The sequence below is a fragment of the Ruegeria sp. HKCCD6426 genome (assembly GCF_057221115.1).
This window is the reverse complement of sequence record NZ_JBWVBF010000005.1, coordinates 46,563-63,935: the sequence shown is the minus strand read 5'-3', so window position 1 is coordinate 63,935 and position 17,373 is coordinate 46,563. Positions and strand designations below refer to the sequence as shown.

Annotated in this window: 13 protein-coding genes and 1 tRNA gene; 6 read left to right on the top strand and 8 right to left on the bottom strand. The window is 55.4% G+C overall.

Going from position 1 to position 17,373, the window contains the following annotated elements:
- Positions 1-68 precede the first annotated feature (68 nt).
- The 4 genes from AC2TDA_RS15240 to AC2TDA_RS15225 are packed head-to-tail and all read left to right on the top strand — an operon-like array spanning position 69 to position 6,310.
- A complete protein-coding gene (locus AC2TDA_RS15240) occupies positions 69-3,158 on the top strand; it encodes an ABC transporter transmembrane domain-containing protein (RefSeq protein ID WP_480879539.1) in 3,090 nt (1,029 codons plus the stop codon).
- On the top strand, positions 3,148-4,047 hold the full coding sequence (locus AC2TDA_RS15235) for a CPBP family intramembrane glutamic endopeptidase (RefSeq protein ID WP_480847425.1): 900 nt from the start codon (positions 3,148-3,150) through the stop codon (positions 4,045-4,047). Before AC2TDA_RS15240 ends, AC2TDA_RS15235 begins: the two co-directional genes overlap by 11 nt.
- A 59-nt stretch (positions 4,048-4,106) precedes the next feature.
- Entirely contained in the window at positions 4,107-5,039 is a 933-nt protein-coding gene (gene accD, locus AC2TDA_RS15230) for an acetyl-CoA carboxylase, carboxyltransferase subunit beta (protein ID WP_480879538.1), read from the top strand.
- On the top strand, positions 5,036-6,310 hold the full coding sequence (locus tag AC2TDA_RS15225) for a bifunctional folylpolyglutamate synthase/dihydrofolate synthase (protein ID WP_480879537.1): 1,275 nt from the start codon (positions 5,036-5,038) through the stop codon (positions 6,308-6,310). Before accD ends, AC2TDA_RS15225 begins: the two co-directional genes overlap by 4 nt.
- Positions 6,311-6,369: 59 nt before the next feature.
- Here the strand turns inward: AC2TDA_RS15225 and zapE are convergent, their stop codons facing one another.
- The gene (gene zapE, locus AC2TDA_RS15220) at positions 6,370-7,428 is read right to left on the bottom strand and encodes a cell division protein ZapE (RefSeq protein ID WP_480879536.1); all 1,059 of its coding nucleotides are present in this window, start codon (positions 7,426-7,428) and stop codon (positions 6,370-6,372) included.
- 145 nt (positions 7,429-7,573) lie between these two features.
- Here zapE and AC2TDA_RS15215 point away from each other — a divergent pair, with 145 nt between their 5' ends.
- A complete protein-coding gene (locus AC2TDA_RS15215) occupies positions 7,574-8,812 on the top strand; it encodes an MFS transporter (RefSeq protein WP_480879535.1) in 1,239 nt (412 codons plus the stop codon).
- 56 nt (positions 8,813-8,868) lie between these two features.
- On the opposite strand, the gene AC2TDA_RS15210 is transcribed toward AC2TDA_RS15215, so the two are convergent.
- The 6 genes from AC2TDA_RS15210 to AC2TDA_RS15185 all read right to left on the bottom strand — a co-directional run bounded on the left by AC2TDA_RS15210 (position 8,869) and on the right by AC2TDA_RS15185 (position 16,025).
- Positions 8,869-10,905, bottom strand: coding sequence for a bifunctional aldolase/short-chain dehydrogenase (locus AC2TDA_RS15210; RefSeq protein ID WP_480879534.1), 2,037 nt, complete (start codon positions 10,903-10,905; stop codon positions 8,869-8,871).
- Between the two features lie 54 nt (positions 10,906-10,959).
- Positions 10,960-12,054, bottom strand: a complete 1,095-nt coding sequence (gene mtnA / locus AC2TDA_RS15205) for an S-methyl-5-thioribose-1-phosphate isomerase (protein WP_480879533.1) — start codon at positions 12,052-12,054, stop codon at positions 10,960-10,962.
- A 191-nt stretch (positions 12,055-12,245) separates the two neighbouring features.
- Positions 12,246-12,701 carry a YaiI/YqxD family protein gene (locus tag AC2TDA_RS15200; protein ID WP_480847432.1) on the bottom strand — a complete coding sequence of 152 codons (456 nt, stop codon included), beginning with the start codon at positions 12,699-12,701 and terminating at the stop codon, positions 12,246-12,248.
- On the bottom strand, positions 12,698-14,155 hold the full coding sequence (gene sthA, locus AC2TDA_RS15195) for a Si-specific NAD(P)(+) transhydrogenase (protein ID WP_480847434.1): 1,458 nt from the start codon (positions 14,153-14,155) through the stop codon (positions 12,698-12,700). Before sthA ends, AC2TDA_RS15200 begins: the two co-directional genes overlap by 4 nt.
- A 3-nt stretch (positions 14,156-14,158) precedes the next feature.
- Complete coding sequence (fghA, locus tag AC2TDA_RS15190) at positions 14,159-14,992, bottom strand: S-formylglutathione hydrolase (protein WP_480879532.1); 834 nt, start codon at positions 14,990-14,992, stop codon at positions 14,159-14,161.
- Positions 14,993-15,095: 103 nt separating this feature from the next.
- On the bottom strand, positions 15,096-16,025 hold the full coding sequence (locus AC2TDA_RS15185; RefSeq protein WP_480847437.1) for an AEC family transporter: 930 nt from the start codon (positions 16,023-16,025) through the stop codon (positions 15,096-15,098).
- A gap of 178 nt (positions 16,026-16,203) precedes the next feature.
- Between AC2TDA_RS15185 and AC2TDA_RS15180 the strand changes: the two genes are divergently transcribed.
- Positions 16,204-16,821 (top strand): TetR/AcrR family transcriptional regulator, encoded by a 618-nt coding sequence (locus AC2TDA_RS15180; RefSeq protein WP_480879531.1) that lies wholly within the window; start codon positions 16,204-16,206, stop codon positions 16,819-16,821.
- Positions 16,822-16,832: 11 nt separating this feature from the next.
- Here the strand turns inward: AC2TDA_RS15180 and AC2TDA_RS15175 are convergent.
- A tRNA-Leu gene (locus AC2TDA_RS15175) sits at positions 16,833-16,917 on the bottom strand.
- Positions 16,918-17,373: the final 456 nt, after the last annotated feature.

Below are 17,373 nucleotides of genomic sequence, written 5' to 3'. Positions count from 1 at the left end.
TCTGCTCTCTGGTCAAAGGCAAAACTAGCCGGTGCAACAGATCAAAGAAACTGGTGACAAGGCAGGGCATGGAACCCACCCTATTTTCATTCATCTGGAAATACTCGAAAAAGCAGCAGCTGGTCCTGCTGTTTCTGACCGTGCTTTCTTTCCCGTTCCTCTATGCCTCGCTGGAGTTGCCGAAGCAGATCATCAACGATGCAATCGGTGCTCCCACTGACTCGGTAACCATCTTCGGAACGACCGTGACACAGGTTCAGTACCTGCTGATCCTGTGTTTCGCCTTTTTGGCCACGGTGATTGCCAGCGGGCTTATGAAAATGCGCATCAATACGATGAAAGGTGTGCTGGCCGAGCGCATGCTGCGTCGTCTGCGGTTCACATTGATCAGCCGATCGATGCGCTTTCCAAAGTCCTATTTCGCTACGACCAGCCAGGGTGAGTTGGTCTCGATGATCACCTCCGAGGCCGAACCGATGGGAGGCCTGATGGGCGACGCCATCGCGCAGCCGGTTTTCCAATTTGGCCAGATGATGACCATCGTCACCTTTCTGTTCATGCAAAGCGTTTGGTTCGGATTGGCCAGCATCGCACTAATTCCGTTACAGGCTTGGCTGATCCCCAAATTGCAGCGTCAGATAAACTTGTTGAACAAAGACCGCATTCAGGAGGTCCGCCGGCTAAGTTCTGAAATTGGGGAAAGTGCTGCCGGCATCAGCGACCTGCGTACCAACGGCGGCTGGCGGTATCGTCTGGCCCAGTTCAGCCACCGCCTGGGCACGCTGTTCGAGATCCGGTTCAAGATTTACAACAAGAAATTTTTCATGAAATTTCTGAATAACCTGATTACCCAGATGACCCCGTTCTTGTTCTATTCAGTCGGCGGTTATCTGGCGATCACGGGTGAGGTGACAGTGGGCGCTCTGGTCGCGGCGCTGGGGGCTTACAAGGATTTGAGCGGCCCTTGGAAGGATCTTTTGACCTACTACAACCAGGTGCAAGACATGTCCTTGCGGTGGGAGGTCGTAACCGAGCGCTTTGCCCCGGCGAAGATGATCCCGGAAGAGCTGTTTGACGGTGAACCCGAAACCATTCCTCGTCTTACCGGTGAAATTGAGCTGCGCAACGTGACCGTTCGGGACGATGACGGCAAAACGATCCTAGAAGATATCGATCTGACCATTCCTCAGGGCGCGCGCGTGGCTATTCAATCCGCCAATGCGTCAGAACGCAGTGCGCTGGCCCAGTTGCTAACGCGTGAGGTGCTGCCAGCGCGGGGTGAGGTCATAATGGCAGGCCATGACCTGAATGACTTGCATCAGAAGGTGATCGCGGCACGGATTGGCTACGCGTATTCCCGGCCGTACCTGTTTGACGGAACGCTGGGTGACAACTTGTTGATGCCATTGCGTACCCATCCGCAGCACGAAGAGGATGCTCTTAAAGTACCGTCGCGCCGTCAGATAGAAGCCGTGCGCGCTGGCAATCCGCCCGACTCGCTCAGCGATGAATGGATCGATCCCGATTTGGCCGGATTGGAGGATATCGAGGATATCCGCAACTGGTGGTTCAAATTGGTCGAGGCGATGGGGATCGACGAGTTTATGTTCCGCCGTACTTTGCGGTCGCAGTTCGACCCAGAATTACACCCTGTTCTAGCGCAGAAAATCGTTGACCTCCGAGGCACCGTTGCCGAGCGCTTGCAGGAAAGGGGTTTGGACAAACACGTCTACAGGTTTGATCCTGAACTCTTTAACCCCGCTGTCCCATTGGGCGGGAACCTTTTGTATTCAGCTCCTACCCGCGACATTTCTCCTGACATTTTGGCGGGTGACGAACGCTTTCTGTCGATGTTGACCGCGCATGAATTGGATGGCGATGCGCTTAGTATTTCCAATGCCGTACTGGAAACACTGAACCAGACTTTTGGACGTGACGGGGCCGACCACCCGCTTTTCCTTCGATTGGGCATGTCGAAGGATATGTATCACCGACTTTTGGACATCCAGGAGCGTGGCAAGACCAATGGTGATGCCGATCTTAGCGACAAAGACCTGGCGCTATTGTTGACGGTTCCGTTCATGCTCACTGCCGAACAAATTGGACCCAGCTTCCCTGAGGAGTACAAGAACAAGATTTTGTCCATCCGGCATAACCAGGCCGAGCGTCTACGCAACGCCATGGACGGCATGTTCATCCCTGTAACGCCGGACGTGTACCTGCCACGTCTGACAGTTCTCGAGAACGCGTTATTTGGCCGTGTGTCTATCATGGCGGGATCGCAGGCGGACGCTATTGAAGATCTCGTTGCCGAAATACTGAATGAGGCGGGACTACGCCGCCGCGCCGCCGCAATCATTTACGATCTGCCGTCTGGATTGGGTGGGAACAACCTTCCAACTGTTTTTCAGGAACGCGCCTCTTTTTCACGTGCTGGAATCAAGCGTCCGGATGTTCTGATCCTCGACAAGGCGCTGGCCAGCCACGATTCGGAGAGTCGTCTGCGCACACGGTTGAAATTGCGGGAATTGCTACCCGAGTCGATCATGATTTTCATGGAAGACAGCTTTGCGCATCCTGAAGCATATGACCTGTTTGTCGAAATCAAGGACGGTCGCATCGATGGTGTCTCGCGCACACGGGTCGATAGCGAAGACAGCGCTTCGGATGATCTGAGTCGCAAGCTCAAGATTATCTCTTCAACCGAGCTCTTTTCGCGTCTGGATGGTCGAAACCAGCGGCTTTTGGCGTTTTCCGCCCAATGGTATGAAGCTGCTGCAGGCCAGACCATCTTTGCCCGTGGTCAGGCGCCGGATGCGGCATACCTTTGTATCTCGGGTGAGGCCAGTTTGAACTGGCAAGGTCAGGATGGGCAACAACGGTCGATATCCACAGTCGAACCCGGCCGTCTGATCGGCGACCTCGCGATCATTACCGGTGAGCCGCGGCAGATGGATCTGGTCGCCACCACGCAATGCACATTCCTCAGAATCGGTGCGGAAGAACTGCGGGCAGTTGTCGAAAGTGATGCAACCGTTGCCATGCAATTGCTCGAAACCGTTGCGGGGTACCTGACAACCGTTGGCGAGCGCCTACGCGATTCGAATACGCCTTTTGGCGAAGAGGCACATATTTCGGATTCTCAAAATGCCGGCTAACCGGACCGGAAGAGCGTACGCCAGCCACGAGCAACTGGTAGCGGAGGCCCGGTATTATCCGGAGATCTGGCGGCTGATAGTCGGGTTGGTAATCGTAACCGTCATCATATTGGCAATGAACGCCGTTCTGTTTGTTGTAGTGGCCAGTCTTGGCCCCCCCGACTGGGTTGCAGATTTTCTGAACGGCACGACACCTCTCTCGCTGCTGGTGGTCTTGTTCAGCTTTGCCTTTGCGACGCTCGGGGTCGCGATCGCTGCCAAGCAATTACAACATAGAACACTTAGGTCCATCATCGGAGATCGGATCGAGACTTTTTGGCAATTCTGGCGTGTGTCGCGGGCAATGATTCTGCTGGGAGGTGTCCTGCTGATCCTTCCTCCCTACGACATGGGTGCACCCCTGGTACCCAATTTGCCCTGGGCGACTTGGATTATGCTGTTACCCCTGACGATCCCCGCCGTTCTGGTTCAGACCAGCGCCGAGGAAATACTGTTTCGGGGCTACATTCAGCAAAGCCTGGCGGCGCGATTCCGGTCCCCTCTGATCTGGATGGTTCTGCCTTCGGCTCTTTTTGCCCTTGGGCATTACACCCCTGTTGCAGCAGGCGACAATGCGTTTTTAGTCACCGCCTGGGCTTGTATTTTTGGACTGCTATCGGCCGATCTCACTGCCCGTTCCGGTACATTGGGACCTGCGATCGCGCTGCATTTCTTCAATAATTTCTCAGCTCTTTTGCTGATCTCCATACCCGACAGCCTCAGCGGACTGGCGCTGTATCATTTGCCCTACACCATGTCTGATACCGGTATCGTCCGAGAATGGTTGTATGTCGATTTCGCCATCATGATCGTAGGTTGGTTGACAGCAAGGGTTGCGCTCAGGCGCTGATTGCAATTCCTGCCGTTGCGTCTTATTTGACGTCAACGCCGTATTAGCAAGGTTCCGACATGAACTGGATCACAAACTACGTCCGCCCCCGGATCAACTCGATCTTCTCGCGCCGGGAAGTGCCCGAAAATCTTTGGCACAAATGTGACGAGTGCGGAACGATGCTGTTCCATCGGGAATTGGCAGAAAACCAGAATGTCTGCACCCAGTGTGATCATCACATGGCGATCACCCCGCGGGAACGTTTCAAACATTTGTTCGATGGCGGTATTTTTACCGAAGTAAATGTACCTGCCCCAAAAGACGATCCCCTGCTATTCCGTGATCAGAAGAAGTACCCTGACCGGATGAAGGCCGCGCAGAAAAAAACCGGCGAGAAAGAGGCGATGCTGGTTGCATCTGGCGAGATCGGCCGCACACCGATCGTGGCCGCCGCACAGGATTTCTCGTTCATGGGCGGGTCGATGGGCATGTATGTCGGCAATGCCATAATTGCCGCCGCGCAAGAGGCGGTCAAACTGAAGCGTCCCTTGATCCTGTTTTCGGCCGCTGGTGGCGCGCGCATGCAGGAAGGCATCCTAAGCCTGATGCAAATGCCGCGCACAACCGTTGCCGTCGAGATGCTGAAAGAAGCCAATCTGCCTTACATCGTTGTACTTACTCACCCCACGACAGGTGGTGTGACAGCGTCTTACGCGATGTTAGGAGACGTGCATATTTCAGAACCCAATGCGCTGATCTGCTTTGCAGGCCCCCGCGTGATTGAGCAGACTATTCGCGAAAAACTGCCCGAAGGGTTCCAGCGTGCCGAATACCTTCTGGATCACGGTATGTTGGACCGGGTCACCAAACGCACGGAGATGCGGGAAGAGTTGATCACCATCACACGCATGCTGATGAACCAACCGCCCGCAGTCAAAGGCGACTTGCCCGCACCCGATCCTGAAAACGCTGCGGACGAAGCACCTTCCGAAAACACGGACGAAAAATGACCACCGAATCCTCGGACGTCATCCTGGACCGGATGATGGCACTGCATCCAAAGATCATTGACCTGACCTTGGATCGTGTTTGGCGTTTGCTGGCCGCTCTGGACAACCCGCAGATCAAACTACCGCCGGTTATTCATGTCGCTGGTACAAATGGCAAAGGTTCTACCCAGGCTATGATCCGAGCAGGGCTCGAAGGGGCAGGGCTGAGCGCTCATGCCTATACTTCGCCGCATCTCGCCCGGTTTCACGAACGCATCCGGCTGGCCGGAGATCTGATTTCGGAACCAGATCTGACCGCAGTTCTGGATGAATGCTACGCGGCCAATGGTGGTGAGAACATCACCTATTTTGAGATTACGACCTGCGCGGCCCTGCTGGCATTCACCCGGGTGAATGCAGATTACACTCTTCTTGAGGTTGGTCTGGGCGGCCGCCTTGACGCCACCAACGTGATCAGCGACCCCGCCGTCACGGTGATCACGCCGATATCGATCGACCACGAACAGTTTCTCGGCGACACACTTGGCAAGATTGCGGCGGAAAAGGCGGGTATCATCAAACCCGGCGTACCCTGCATTGTCGGCCCGCAGCAGGACGAGGCGCTGGAGGTCATCGAATACACCGCCGCGCGCCTCGGGGCGCCCCTTTTGATACACGGCCAGCATTGGCATGTGAATGAAGAGAACGGAAGACTGGTCTATCAGGACGAGACCGGCCTTCGCGACCTGCCGTTGCCCAATCTGCTGGGCGCGCATCAGATCCAGAACGCTGGCGCCGCTCTGGCCGTTCTGCGTCACCTCGAAATTGGTGATGAAGCGTATGAGGCTGCCGTCAGCAAAGCTGAATGGCCCGCCCGGATGCAGCGATTGAAAACTGGACCGCTTGTGGAACAAGCTCCGCAAGCCGAACTCTGGCTGGATGGTGGCCACAACGCTGCCGCCGGAGAAGCATTGGCTGAAGTGCTTTCAAAACTGCCCAACCGCCCAACCCACATGATCTGCGGGATGCTGAACACAAAAGATGTAACCGGCTATCTGGCGCCATTGGCCCAAAAGGCCCTAAGCCTGACGGCGGTATCAATTCCGGGTGAGGCCAACACACTCAGTGCAGAAGAAACTGCAGCGGCCGCTGGAAATGTGAATCTTACCGCAACAACCGCAGCCAGTGTTTCAAACGCGTTGTCATCGATTCTTGCCGAAACCCCGGACGCAAGGGTTTTGATCTGTGGTTCCCTCTATCTGGCTGGAAACATCCTGCGCGAGAACGGGTAGAACTCCTAATTGAGTATCCCTTGCTAGTTTACGGCTGACAGTGATTGCAGCGAAGCCCGCTACTTCCCCCAATCCTTATCCTGCATTTCACGCAGGCGAGACGCAGTCCGTTCGAATTCAAATGTCCCTTCACCTTCGACATACAGCATTTCGGGCTCAGCTGCAGCGGAGCAGATCAGCCGAACACCTGCCTCGTACAATGCATCAATCAAGGTCACGAACCGTTTCGCTTCATTGAAATTATTCCGCGACAGGCGGGGAATGTCCTCTAACACCAGAACTTTGACGGCCTCAGCGACCGCAAGGTAGTCAGCGGGCCCCAACATGCGGCCGCACAGGTCATAAAACGTCGCGCGCGCTACTCCGTTTCGGAAAGCCGGCAGTTCAACCTCGCGCCCGTTTACCTTCAACCCCAGAGGTTCCGCAGGGCCACCGGACAGGTCCGCCCAGACCGCCCTGATCTTTGCCCGCGCTTCGGGTCCAATCGGAGAAAAGTACACCGGAGAACCTGCGAGCCGGTTTTGCCGGTAATCTGTAGGCGAGACCAACTCATTCACTTCAAGTTGTTCCTTGATGTGGTGAATGAAGGGCAGGAACAACTGTCGGTTCAGCCCATCCTTATACAGGTCGTCCGGATGGCGGTTCGAAGTCGTAATCACCACAACCCCGCCTTTATGCAGCATGTCAAACAACCGCCCGACGATCATCGCATCGGTGATGTCCGTAATTTGCATCTCGTCAAAGGCGAGCAGCCGAACCGATTTGACTACGCGCTCGGCCACCGGAGCCAAGGCGTCTTCCACACCTTCTTCGCGGGCTTTGTGCAGACCTAAGTGAATCTCTTGCATGAAGGCATGAAAATGAACACGCCGGGCCGGGATATCACCCAAAGACTCGACGAACATATCCATCAACATTGACTTGCCGCGCCCTACACCTCCCCAAAGGTACAGCCCCTTGGGTGGGGGCGGTGCCTTTCGAAACAGCCCGCGCTTAACCGGAGCAGCCAGAGCGGAGCGAATACGTTCGAATTCGGGAAGAACCGCCTCCTGCGCGTCGTCACGCGTCAGAGTGCCATCCGCGATACGGGTCTCATAAAGCGAAATCAAATCCGTCATATCCGAGGCATAGCGTTCGCTCTACACCTTGAAAAGCAGACAATCCAATCGAGCATCAAATTTGGTTAACCGTGACCGCAAAACTCCTGAATTGACGCTTTCGACATTCCCGTTAGTGTCCCGTTGGACCCAAAGCGGAGGCTCCATGTTGCCATCGGCTCGTTTGCTTAACCCGGTTCTGATCGTTGGATGTATCATAATCACGGTCAGTTTTGCCGTTCGTGCATCCTTCGGCGTCTTCCAGATTCCCATTGCCGATGAATTTGGTTGGCTTCGCACCGATTTTTCACTTGCGATTGCAATTCAGAACCTTGCATGGGGCATTGGGCAACCAATTTTTGCGGCTATCGCGGAAAAAGTCGGAGACCGTCGGGCGATTGTTCTGGGCGCTTTGACATATGCTGCGGGCATGGTCCTGTCTGCTTGGTCGGTCACGCCCTTTGGCCATCAGATGTACGCTTGGCTAGTGGGTTTCGGTATCGCAGGTACAGGGTTCGGTGTCGTGCTGGCAGTGGTAGGGCGCGCGTCTTCCGATCAGAACCGATCAATGTCACTTGCGATCGTTACGGCCGCAGGCAGCATTGGTCAGGTGATTGGTGCACCGGCTGCGGAATGGTTGCTCAGCTTTTTGCCCTGGCAACAGGTCTTCATCATCTTCGCCGTTGCCATTCTCGCGCTGATCCTGACGCTGCCGTTCATGCGGTCTCCGCAACAGGTCACCCAGACCGAGCTGGCAGAAGGCATGAGCCAGATTCTAGGGAAGGCGTTACGTGATCCGTCTTATACTCTAATTTTTCTGGGCTTTTTCAGTTGCGGCTATCAATTGGGTTTTGTCACGGCCCATTTTCCGGCTTTCGTGACCGAAATGTGCGGCCCGATCCAGCCCGGCGGCGTGCTGCATTCCATCGGCATCACCACCACGTCTGCTTTGGGGGCTCTTTCGATTTCACTGATCGGGCTGGCCAATATTGCTGGAACACTGCTTGCAGGGTGGGCCGGAAATCGCTTTCCCAAGAAATACCTGCTGGCCACAATTTACGCCGGCAGAACGATCGCAGCGGCGACATTCATTGTCTTTCCGATCACTCCAGTCTCAGTGATAGCATTTTCGCTCGTCATGGGCTCGCTGTGGCTGGCAACAGTCCCTCTGACTTCAGGTCTGGTCGCGCACCTCTATGGGATTCGCTATATGGGTACGCTTTACGGCATCATTTTCTTAAGCCACCAGATCGGCAGTTTTCTGGGCGTCTGGCTGGGCGGGCGTTTGTATGATCAATATGGTGACTACACGATGGTGTGGTGGATTGGCATCGCCATCGGTGCGTTCAGCGCCATCGTTCACTTGCCCATTCGCGAGAGCAAACCCGCGGCGGTTGCGGCCTGAAAATAATACTCTTCCAGCCCAAACAACCGCCACACTGAGATGCGCAACATACAGGCCTAGCGCAGTTCCGCTTCGGTGTTTCCTCCATCGACCGTCATGATGTGACCGGTTGTGCGCTCCATCAATGCGAGCGCCACAAAGGCGTCGGCAACGTGAACCGCCTCTACCTCGCGGCCCAAGAGATTACCTTCCATATATTTTGCCTCAGTAACACCCCGTGCATCGGCGCGTTCTTTAATGAAGTCATCTGTTAGCAGGCCCGAGCGGATTCTGTCGGCATTCACACCATTCACACGGACTCCGAACTCGGCCAGCTCCAACGTAAGTTGCCGCAAAAGGAACATCGTCGCGGCCTTTGGCGTGCCGTAGGCGCCCATATTCCGTCCCGGATTGATCGCTTGCTTGGAAATGTTGAACAATACCTGCCCACCACGACCCTGCGCTTGCATCACGCGCGCGGCATTCAGGGCAAAGTTTTTGTGGGCGAAAAAGTTCAGTTCGAATGCGGCCCGAAAGTCCTTGTCATCAAGCTCCATCATCGCGCCACCGGTTGCTGAACCCGCGTTGGACACAAGAATATCGAGCCCGCCAAACCGATGAACGGCAGCTTCCATCGCTGCTTGCGCGGCACCATCTTCGGTAATGTCGCAAGCGAATGACGCGTGCCAGGGGCCAAGATCTTCGACAGCCTGCGCCAAAGCCTCCTCATCTCGGTCTACCAACAAAACATTGGCGCCCTTGCCGGCAAAAGCTTTGGCAGTTGCAAGGCCAATTGCTCCGGCGCCACCCGTGACCATCACGACCCTACCTTGGAATGGCGGTGGCGAACTCTTGCCAAGCTTTGCTTGTTCCAGAGACCAGTATTCGCAATCAAACTGATCTTTTTCACTCAACGGATAAAACCCGCCTGCGTCTTCTCCGACCGCGCGTACTCTCAGGTTTTGTTCGGCCAAGTCCGAAGCAATCGACGCAGCCTTGGCGTTCGGGCCCATACCAACAATGCCAATTCCTTCGATCCAGGCGTGTTTTGGATCGGTCGACAGAATTTTCTTGGGCTCATCTGCCTGCGCAGCCTGCCGTTCGAAATAGTCGCTGTACGTAGCAGCGAACTCTTCCACTTTTTCCTTTAGCCGCGCACGCCCGCCGGACAAGTCTGCCGCTCGCAGCACCAGCGGGCAACCTTTCGTGCGCAATACATGGTCCGGAGAGGCCATGCCGCGTGCTGCCAGTGCCTCCAAGTCCGGGCGTTTGAAAAATTCCATAACCTCCGAGCAGTTGCGCAGATCGAATACCGGCATCGGATCATCGCGACCTGCCGATGTCTCGGCAATGATGCCTCGAAGCACTGGTAGAATGTCCGAATTCACAGCCGGTTCACGAATCCCCAAAGGGGTCAGGTCGTGCATACCAAAATAGGCCGCCACTTCGTTGGTATGCGCCACGATCTTGCCGTAGCTCTCCTTCGCGGTCTGTCCAAACGTGAAGTGGCCATGTTGCAACAACAAAAGCCCTTCAACTTCCGGGTTCTCCTCGAATACTTCGGCAGCTTTTTTCGCCAGCCCGAACCCTGGCATGATATACGGCACGATGCCTAAACGGTCGCCAAAAATCTCGCGGCAGATTTCGGTCGCGTTGGGAAGGTTTGCCAAGACAAGAAACGGAGTGGCGTGCGTGTGATCTACATATTTGTGAGGCAAGAACGCGTGCAAAAGAGTTTCAACTGAAGGGTTCGGTGAGCCCGAGTCCAGCAGGTTGGCACGTTGGACGTTTACCATGTCGAAATCCGACAGCTGGTTCAGCGCACGCAATTTCATCAGGGGGTCCAGCCAAACACCTGGCAGACCCGGTGCCTGGATTGTGTCCAAATCCCAACCAGAGCCCTTCACGTGAAGGACCCGCTGAGGTTCGCCAAAAAGATCAGGACGTTCCAGTTTGACTGATGTGTTTCCTCCGCCATGCATCAACAGATCGGGATTTTTCCCGATCAGCCGAGAGGTATATACACGTTCACCCAGCTCCTGATCAGCAGGGTCGGAACCCGCATCACGTCGCCATTTTTGCGCGTCTTCGGGATCATACCAGTTTTCAATCATTGTTCTTGCCTTATGAGATCCGGCGACGTTTCCCGGATGTATCTTAACAAAGTGTTAACCGGCCCGGTCCGGAAACAGTGCAGCCAGCCCCTCGGCTGATGCGTCACAGACACCGCGTTCGGTAATCAGGCCCGTCACGAGCCGATTGGGTGTAACGTCGAAAGCAGGATTTCCACCTTCGGTCCCTTCGGGCGTGACCCGAACATCCGCAACACGGCCCTTGCCGCCAACACCCAGAACATGCGTAACCTCACGCTGATCGCGTTCCTCGATCGGAATTTCGGCCACGCCATCACGAACAGTCCAGTCGATGGTCGGGGAGGGCAGGGCGACATAAAACGGCACGCCGTTGTCACGGGCAGCCAGGGCTTTCAGATAGGTACCTATTTTGTTGCACACATCCCCTTGCGCGGTTGTTCTGTCCGTCCCGGTGATCACAGCGTCAACCAGCCCGTGCTGCATCAAGTGCCCGCCGGCATTGTCCACGATATAGCGGTGCGGGATTCCGTGTTCTCCAAGTTCCCAAGACGTCAGAGCACCCTGATTACGCGGTCGGGTTTCGTCGACCCAAACTTCAACCTGAATACCTGCCTCGTGTGCGTGATACATGGGGCTGGTTGCCGTTCCCCAATCCACCGTCGCCAGCCACCCGGCATTGCAATGGGTCAATAGGCGCACGGGCTCACCTGCGGGCTTGTCAGCCGCAATTTTCTTGATGAGTTCCAGACCATGCCGACCGATCCCGGCATTGATCTCGACATCTTCGTCAGCAATTTCCTGTGCGAGTTTCCAGGCGTGATCAGCCCGATCTCCAACTGCCAATGGCATCAGTGCTTCGCGACATCGGTCAAGCGCCCAGCGAAGGTTTATTGCTGTCGGGCGCGTGGCGTTCAGTACCTTGTAGGCGGTATCGAATGAACGGTTCGAGCTATCGCGGGCCATTTGCTCGGCAATCCCAAATGCGGCTGTTGCCCCAATAAGCGGCGCGCCTCGGACCCACATATCCCGGATCGCGGCTGCAAACTCATCCAGCGTTTTGAGAGTCACTATTCGGAATTCATGCGGCAACCACCGCTGATCAATTATTCGGACTTCGCCTGCTGCCTTGTCCCACCAAATCGAACGGTAATGATCGCCCTTCACTTTCATAGTGTGATCTCCCAAATCGAGTGTACATGTTCCGACATTTTCGACGTCACCTCCGGTTTCGAAGACAATTTGCCGACCTTCTCCGGAATTCTTTGGCATCGTAAATGCTTTTGACCGCAATTCGAGTGTTTCGATTGTGGGCGAGTTGCGCAAGTAAAAGGTGGGCTTGAAGTCTCTTGAATTATGAGAGGTTATCCTCTTTTGGCTGCCCGTATTTCCCGCTCAAGCGCATCCAGAAAACGGGAGCGATCGGTTTTACCAAATGGTTTCCCACCGCCACCGGCACCCAACGGATTGGCGGCGCGCAGATCAGCCATCAAATCGCGCATCGCAAGTTGCTGGCCGATATTTGCGGCCGTAAAGGCCTCGCCGTTCGGACGCAGAACACGGGCTCCTGTTTCGACGCATTTTGCGGCGAGGGGAATGTCCGACGTCACGACCACATCGCCCGTGCCGCAGCGTTCAGCGATCCACTTATCTGCCTCGTCTGCGCCTTCTGCGACGATAACCACTTGAACCAACGGATTTGGCGACGGGCGCAGCCCGCCATTGGAAACCAAGGCCATCGGGACTTTGTGCCGAGTGGCCACCCGCTCGGCCTCGGTCTTAACCGGGCAGGCATCGCCATCGACATACAGGGTCGTCACGCGCTTTTTGCCTCTTTCTTGGCAGGTGTGGCGGCCTTCTTTTTTACTTTGAACTCGTCCGGGATTGGCATCCGGTTGAAGGCGTCCAGACCGGCAATTTTATAGGCCTCGGCCAATGTCGGGTAGTTGAACGTATTCTGGACAAAGTAATCGACCGTGCCCTTCAGGTTCAGAACGGCCTGCGCGATGTGAATCAGCTCGGTCGCGCCTTCACCCACGATCTGCACGCCCAGGACCCTTCTGGTTTTCAGCGAGAACAGCATTTTCAACATGCCGTGCTCCAGTCCCATGATATGCCCGCGCGAAGTTTCGCGGAACCGCGCCACGCCGACCTCGTAGGGTATGCCACGTTCCTGCAACTCTTCTTCGGACATCCCGCAGGTTGAGATTTCCGGCACCGAATAGATACCGTAGGGATACCAGGGACTTTCGGGCAGGGTGGGGGTTTCAAGCGCGTGGCAGGCAGCCACACGGCCTTGCTGTAGGGAAGTCGATGCCAGCGACGGGTGCCCGATCACGTCTCCGGTGGCGTAGATATGCGGAACTGAAGTCTGATAGGTTTTACGATCGACAGTGATGCGGTTGCGGTGATCGGTTTCAATTCCTACCGCCTGCAGATTCAGAGTCGAGGTCGCTCCCATACGGCCCGCCGCGAACAAAAGCATTTCAGCCCGCACATGGCGTCCATTGTCCAACGTAATTTCGACGTGGCCGCCGGCGTCTTCGATTTTTTCCACGGCGGCACCCAACCGCAAGTCTACTCCATTTTCGCGGATCTGATGGGTGAAATCGTGGATCAGCGTTTTGTCGATGAAATCCAGAAACGTCTCGCGTGGTTCTATCAGTGTCACCCGCACGTCCAATGCCGAGAACATGGTGGCATATTCCACACCGATAACACCTGCGCCAATTACGCAAAGCGAACGGGGGATTTCGTCCATCTCGAGGAAATCGTCCCCATCAACAACCGTTTTGTCGTTGAATGGAACGTAGTCGGGCCGATAAGTCTTGGTCCCGGTAGCAATCAGGAACTTGGACGCCGTCAGGCGGGTGGATTCACCTGCATCCGTAGCCACCTCGACCTCGTGCGGGCCAATGAACTTGGCCAGACCATTCAGCGTTTCCACGTGGTTTCGGTTGAACTGGTGTTCCAGAACATCGACCTCGTGGTCGAGCGTCATGTGCAGTCGTGCTTTCAGATCCTCGGCATGGATTTGGTCCTTTACCCGATAAGACCGCCCGTAAAAGCTGCGCTCGCGCCAGCCGGACAGGTTCAACACTGTTTCCCGCAGGGTTTTGGACGGGATTGTCCCAGTGTGCACTGACACACCGCCGAAACGGTCCTGACGGTCGATGACCAAAACTCTTCGCTGTAGCTTTCCTGCCTGAATTGCCGCGGACCGGCCTGAGGGGCCGGAGCCGATGATAATCAGGTCATAGTCGTATTTGCTCATGCCTCAGTCTCCGTACAGCGCTTCGGCATGGAAGGACACGTGGTCTTCCATGAAGGTCGAGATGAAGAAATAGGAGTGGTCATAGCCGGGCTGCATCCGGAATGTCGCTTGTTGGCGACGTTCCGCGATGGCACCTGCCAATGACTCGGGGCGCAGAAGATCAATGAACTGATCACTGGTGCCGGTGTCGATCAGGATCGAGCCGTCAAAACCCTTTTCCTTCATCAACAGGGAGGAATCGTGTCTGACCCAAGTTGTCTCATCATCACCCAGATAGGCACTTAACTGCTTGCGGCCCCACTCGGTGTTTGTTGGATTCGAAATGGGAGCAAAGGCCGAGACCGATCGGAATCGCCCCGGCAGGTTCATCGCAAGGGTCAGCGCACCGTGGCCGCCCATGGAATGGCCGGTGATCGACTGTCGGTCCGAATCAATGGCAAAACTCTGGGCCAGCAGCGCGGGGAGTTCCTCGGCTACATAATCCCACATCTGAAAATGCGGTGCCCACGGATCTTGAGTTGCGTTTACGTAAAATCCAGCACCCTGGCCCAGGTCATAATCCTCGTGATCCGCCACGCCTTCGCCGCGTGGCGAGGTGTCGGGAAAGACCAGCGCGATACCCTGTTCAGCAGCCCAACTTTGCGCGCCAGCCTTGGTCATGGCGTTTTCGTGGGTGCAGGTCAGGCCAGACAGATACCACAAAACAGGAACCGGGCCGTCCTTGGCCTCGGCCGGCAGAAACAGCCCAAAGGTCATATCGCATTTGCAGGCAGAAGAGGTATGGCGGTAAACGCCCTGCACGCCTCCGAAACAGGCATTTTCCGAAAGGGTTTCCATCTGGTTTTATCCTTGCAATGGGTTTGTGCCATGGCTAACGGCCCGCAAGCCTGAGGTAAAGTCTATGGGCCTTCGGTGCGCTCTTTTGTCGAAAAGGTGAAGGTCAGGGGGTGCCGACCCAGCCGATCACCAGCGGAACGGTCAGAATGCTTGCTATTGTCGACAGCAGAATTGCTGCAGACGCGCGCTGAGGCGCCACCCCGTAATGGGCCGCCAGCATATATACATTGCCCGCCACCGGCAGGGCCGCCGCAGCTATGACCACCATCGCAGGAAACGTGGCGATCGGGATCAGCCAAAGCACCATCAAGGCAACACAAAGCGGATGAATGACTAGTTTGCAAAGGCTCAGCCACGCCGCGATCTGAACACGCTCGGCGGATTTGCCTGCCAGTGATGCACCAATGGCAAAAAGCGCCCCGGGTGTGGCAGCTCCGCCCAGGATTGTCAGAAAGTCGCCAAGCGGTGGCGGAACCGGAATACGCAGAGCCGACCAGATCAACCCAGAGGAGATGGAAAGGATCATCGGGTTCTTCAACAAGCCGATACCGATTTGACGAAGGGTTGCAACGGTCAAACGCCCGTCACGGCCACCGTTGATCAGGATCACGATCAGCGACGAAAACACCACCAGATCAACTGTCAGCACCAACATTACTGGTCCAATTGCAGCTTCGGTAAACAACAGCGCCAACATTGGTAGCCCCAGGAACCCGACATTTCCAATGGCGGCGCATTGGGCCTCGACTGCAGCCGTAGGAATATCCAGTCCACGCAGATTGGCGACCAGTGTCGCCAAGGCGTAAACTCCTGCTGTGCCAATCAGATAGCCGACAACCAATCGTCCATTGAAGATATCGGCGAAGGGCAGGGTGGCCGAAAAGCGAAAAAGCATCGCAGACAGGGCAAAATAGAAAACGAACTTGGTCAGGTATGCCGTGGCTTCCTGTGGAAAAAACCTACTGCGCCCGGCCCAGTATCCCAGGCCGATTATCGCGAAGAAGGGCAGGGTGCGCAGAAAAATCTCGACCATCGGCGAAGTCGTATCACGGTTTGCGACGACCGCAAGCCTTTGGTCCAGAGCCGCCCTGCGTAGGCTGACAGTGCATTTTATGGGAGCGCGGGATTGTCACACGCGCAACATTGTGCGAATCGTTGAAACTAAACCAATCGGTTTATAAATTCAGTAAAACACCACGCAAGGAGATGACATGACCCAAGCCGCCACGATTCTGCGTACAGGACGGAAGTTCGATCAGGTTTTGCGTGGTGCGCGAGAGGTGTTCATGGCGGATGGGTTTGAAGGGGCGAGTGTCGATGACATCGCACGCGCAGCCGGCGTGTCGAAGGCGACTCTGTACAGTTATTTCCCGGATAAGCGTCTGCTGTTCGTGGAAGTAGCACAAACCGAATGCAGCCGAATGGCCGACCGTGTAATCTCGATGGTTGACGAGACAAAGCCTGCGCGTGAAGTTCTGATGATCACAGCGACTCAGCTTGCTGCATTTCTGGTGTCAGATTTTGCACAGCAAGTCTTTCGCGTCTGCGTTGCTGAACGTGACCGCTTTCCTGAACTGGGGCAGGCATTTTACCAGGCAGGGCCCAAGAACGGGCAGTGTCACATGGCAGCCTATCTGGAAAAAGCCGTTGCCAATGGCGAATTGCAAATCGAAGACGTGCAGATTGCTGCCGCTCAATTGTCAGAATTGTGCAAGGTCCGCATATGGAATCGCGCAGCTTTTGGGATTCAGACGGATTTTTCACAAGAAGAGATCGATGAGGTTGCCCAGCAAGCCGTAGACATGTTCATGGCGCGTTACGGCGTTTGACAGACATTCTGTGGTGCGGGTGGAGGGACTTGAACCCCCACGCCTTGCGGCGCCAGAACCTAAATCTGGTGCGTCTACCAATTTCGCCACACCCGCAACCTGATGCCATGGCATCGGAATGTCGCGCTCAATAGCAAAGCTTGCCTTGGAGCGCGAGAGGTAAAATCAGTCTAACGGAAAGATTGTTGCAAGTGGTATCGCACCCGGTAGGGCGTGTGCTTAGTCAAAGGCCAGGCTGGCACTGGTTGAGGCGGCGGGCCACTGTGTGTTCACTGGCCAGTGAGACTGGCAATTCAAACTGCGTTGAGCGAACTAAATTAAAATTTGATAACAAAATGGCTAATGGACTTAATTCACCCAATCGATGTTTCCATTTTAGAAACGATGAGGCGTATTTGATGCCAAATAATAAACACGCAAACGTTGAGTGTCTGAGTGCCGACTGCATACACCTTAAGTTGGCCTGCGAGAATGCAGCCGTAACTGCTTCACAGTGATCTTGTGCTGAGTGCGTTTATTAAGTGAGCATTATCAGTAACTAACTTGAATACT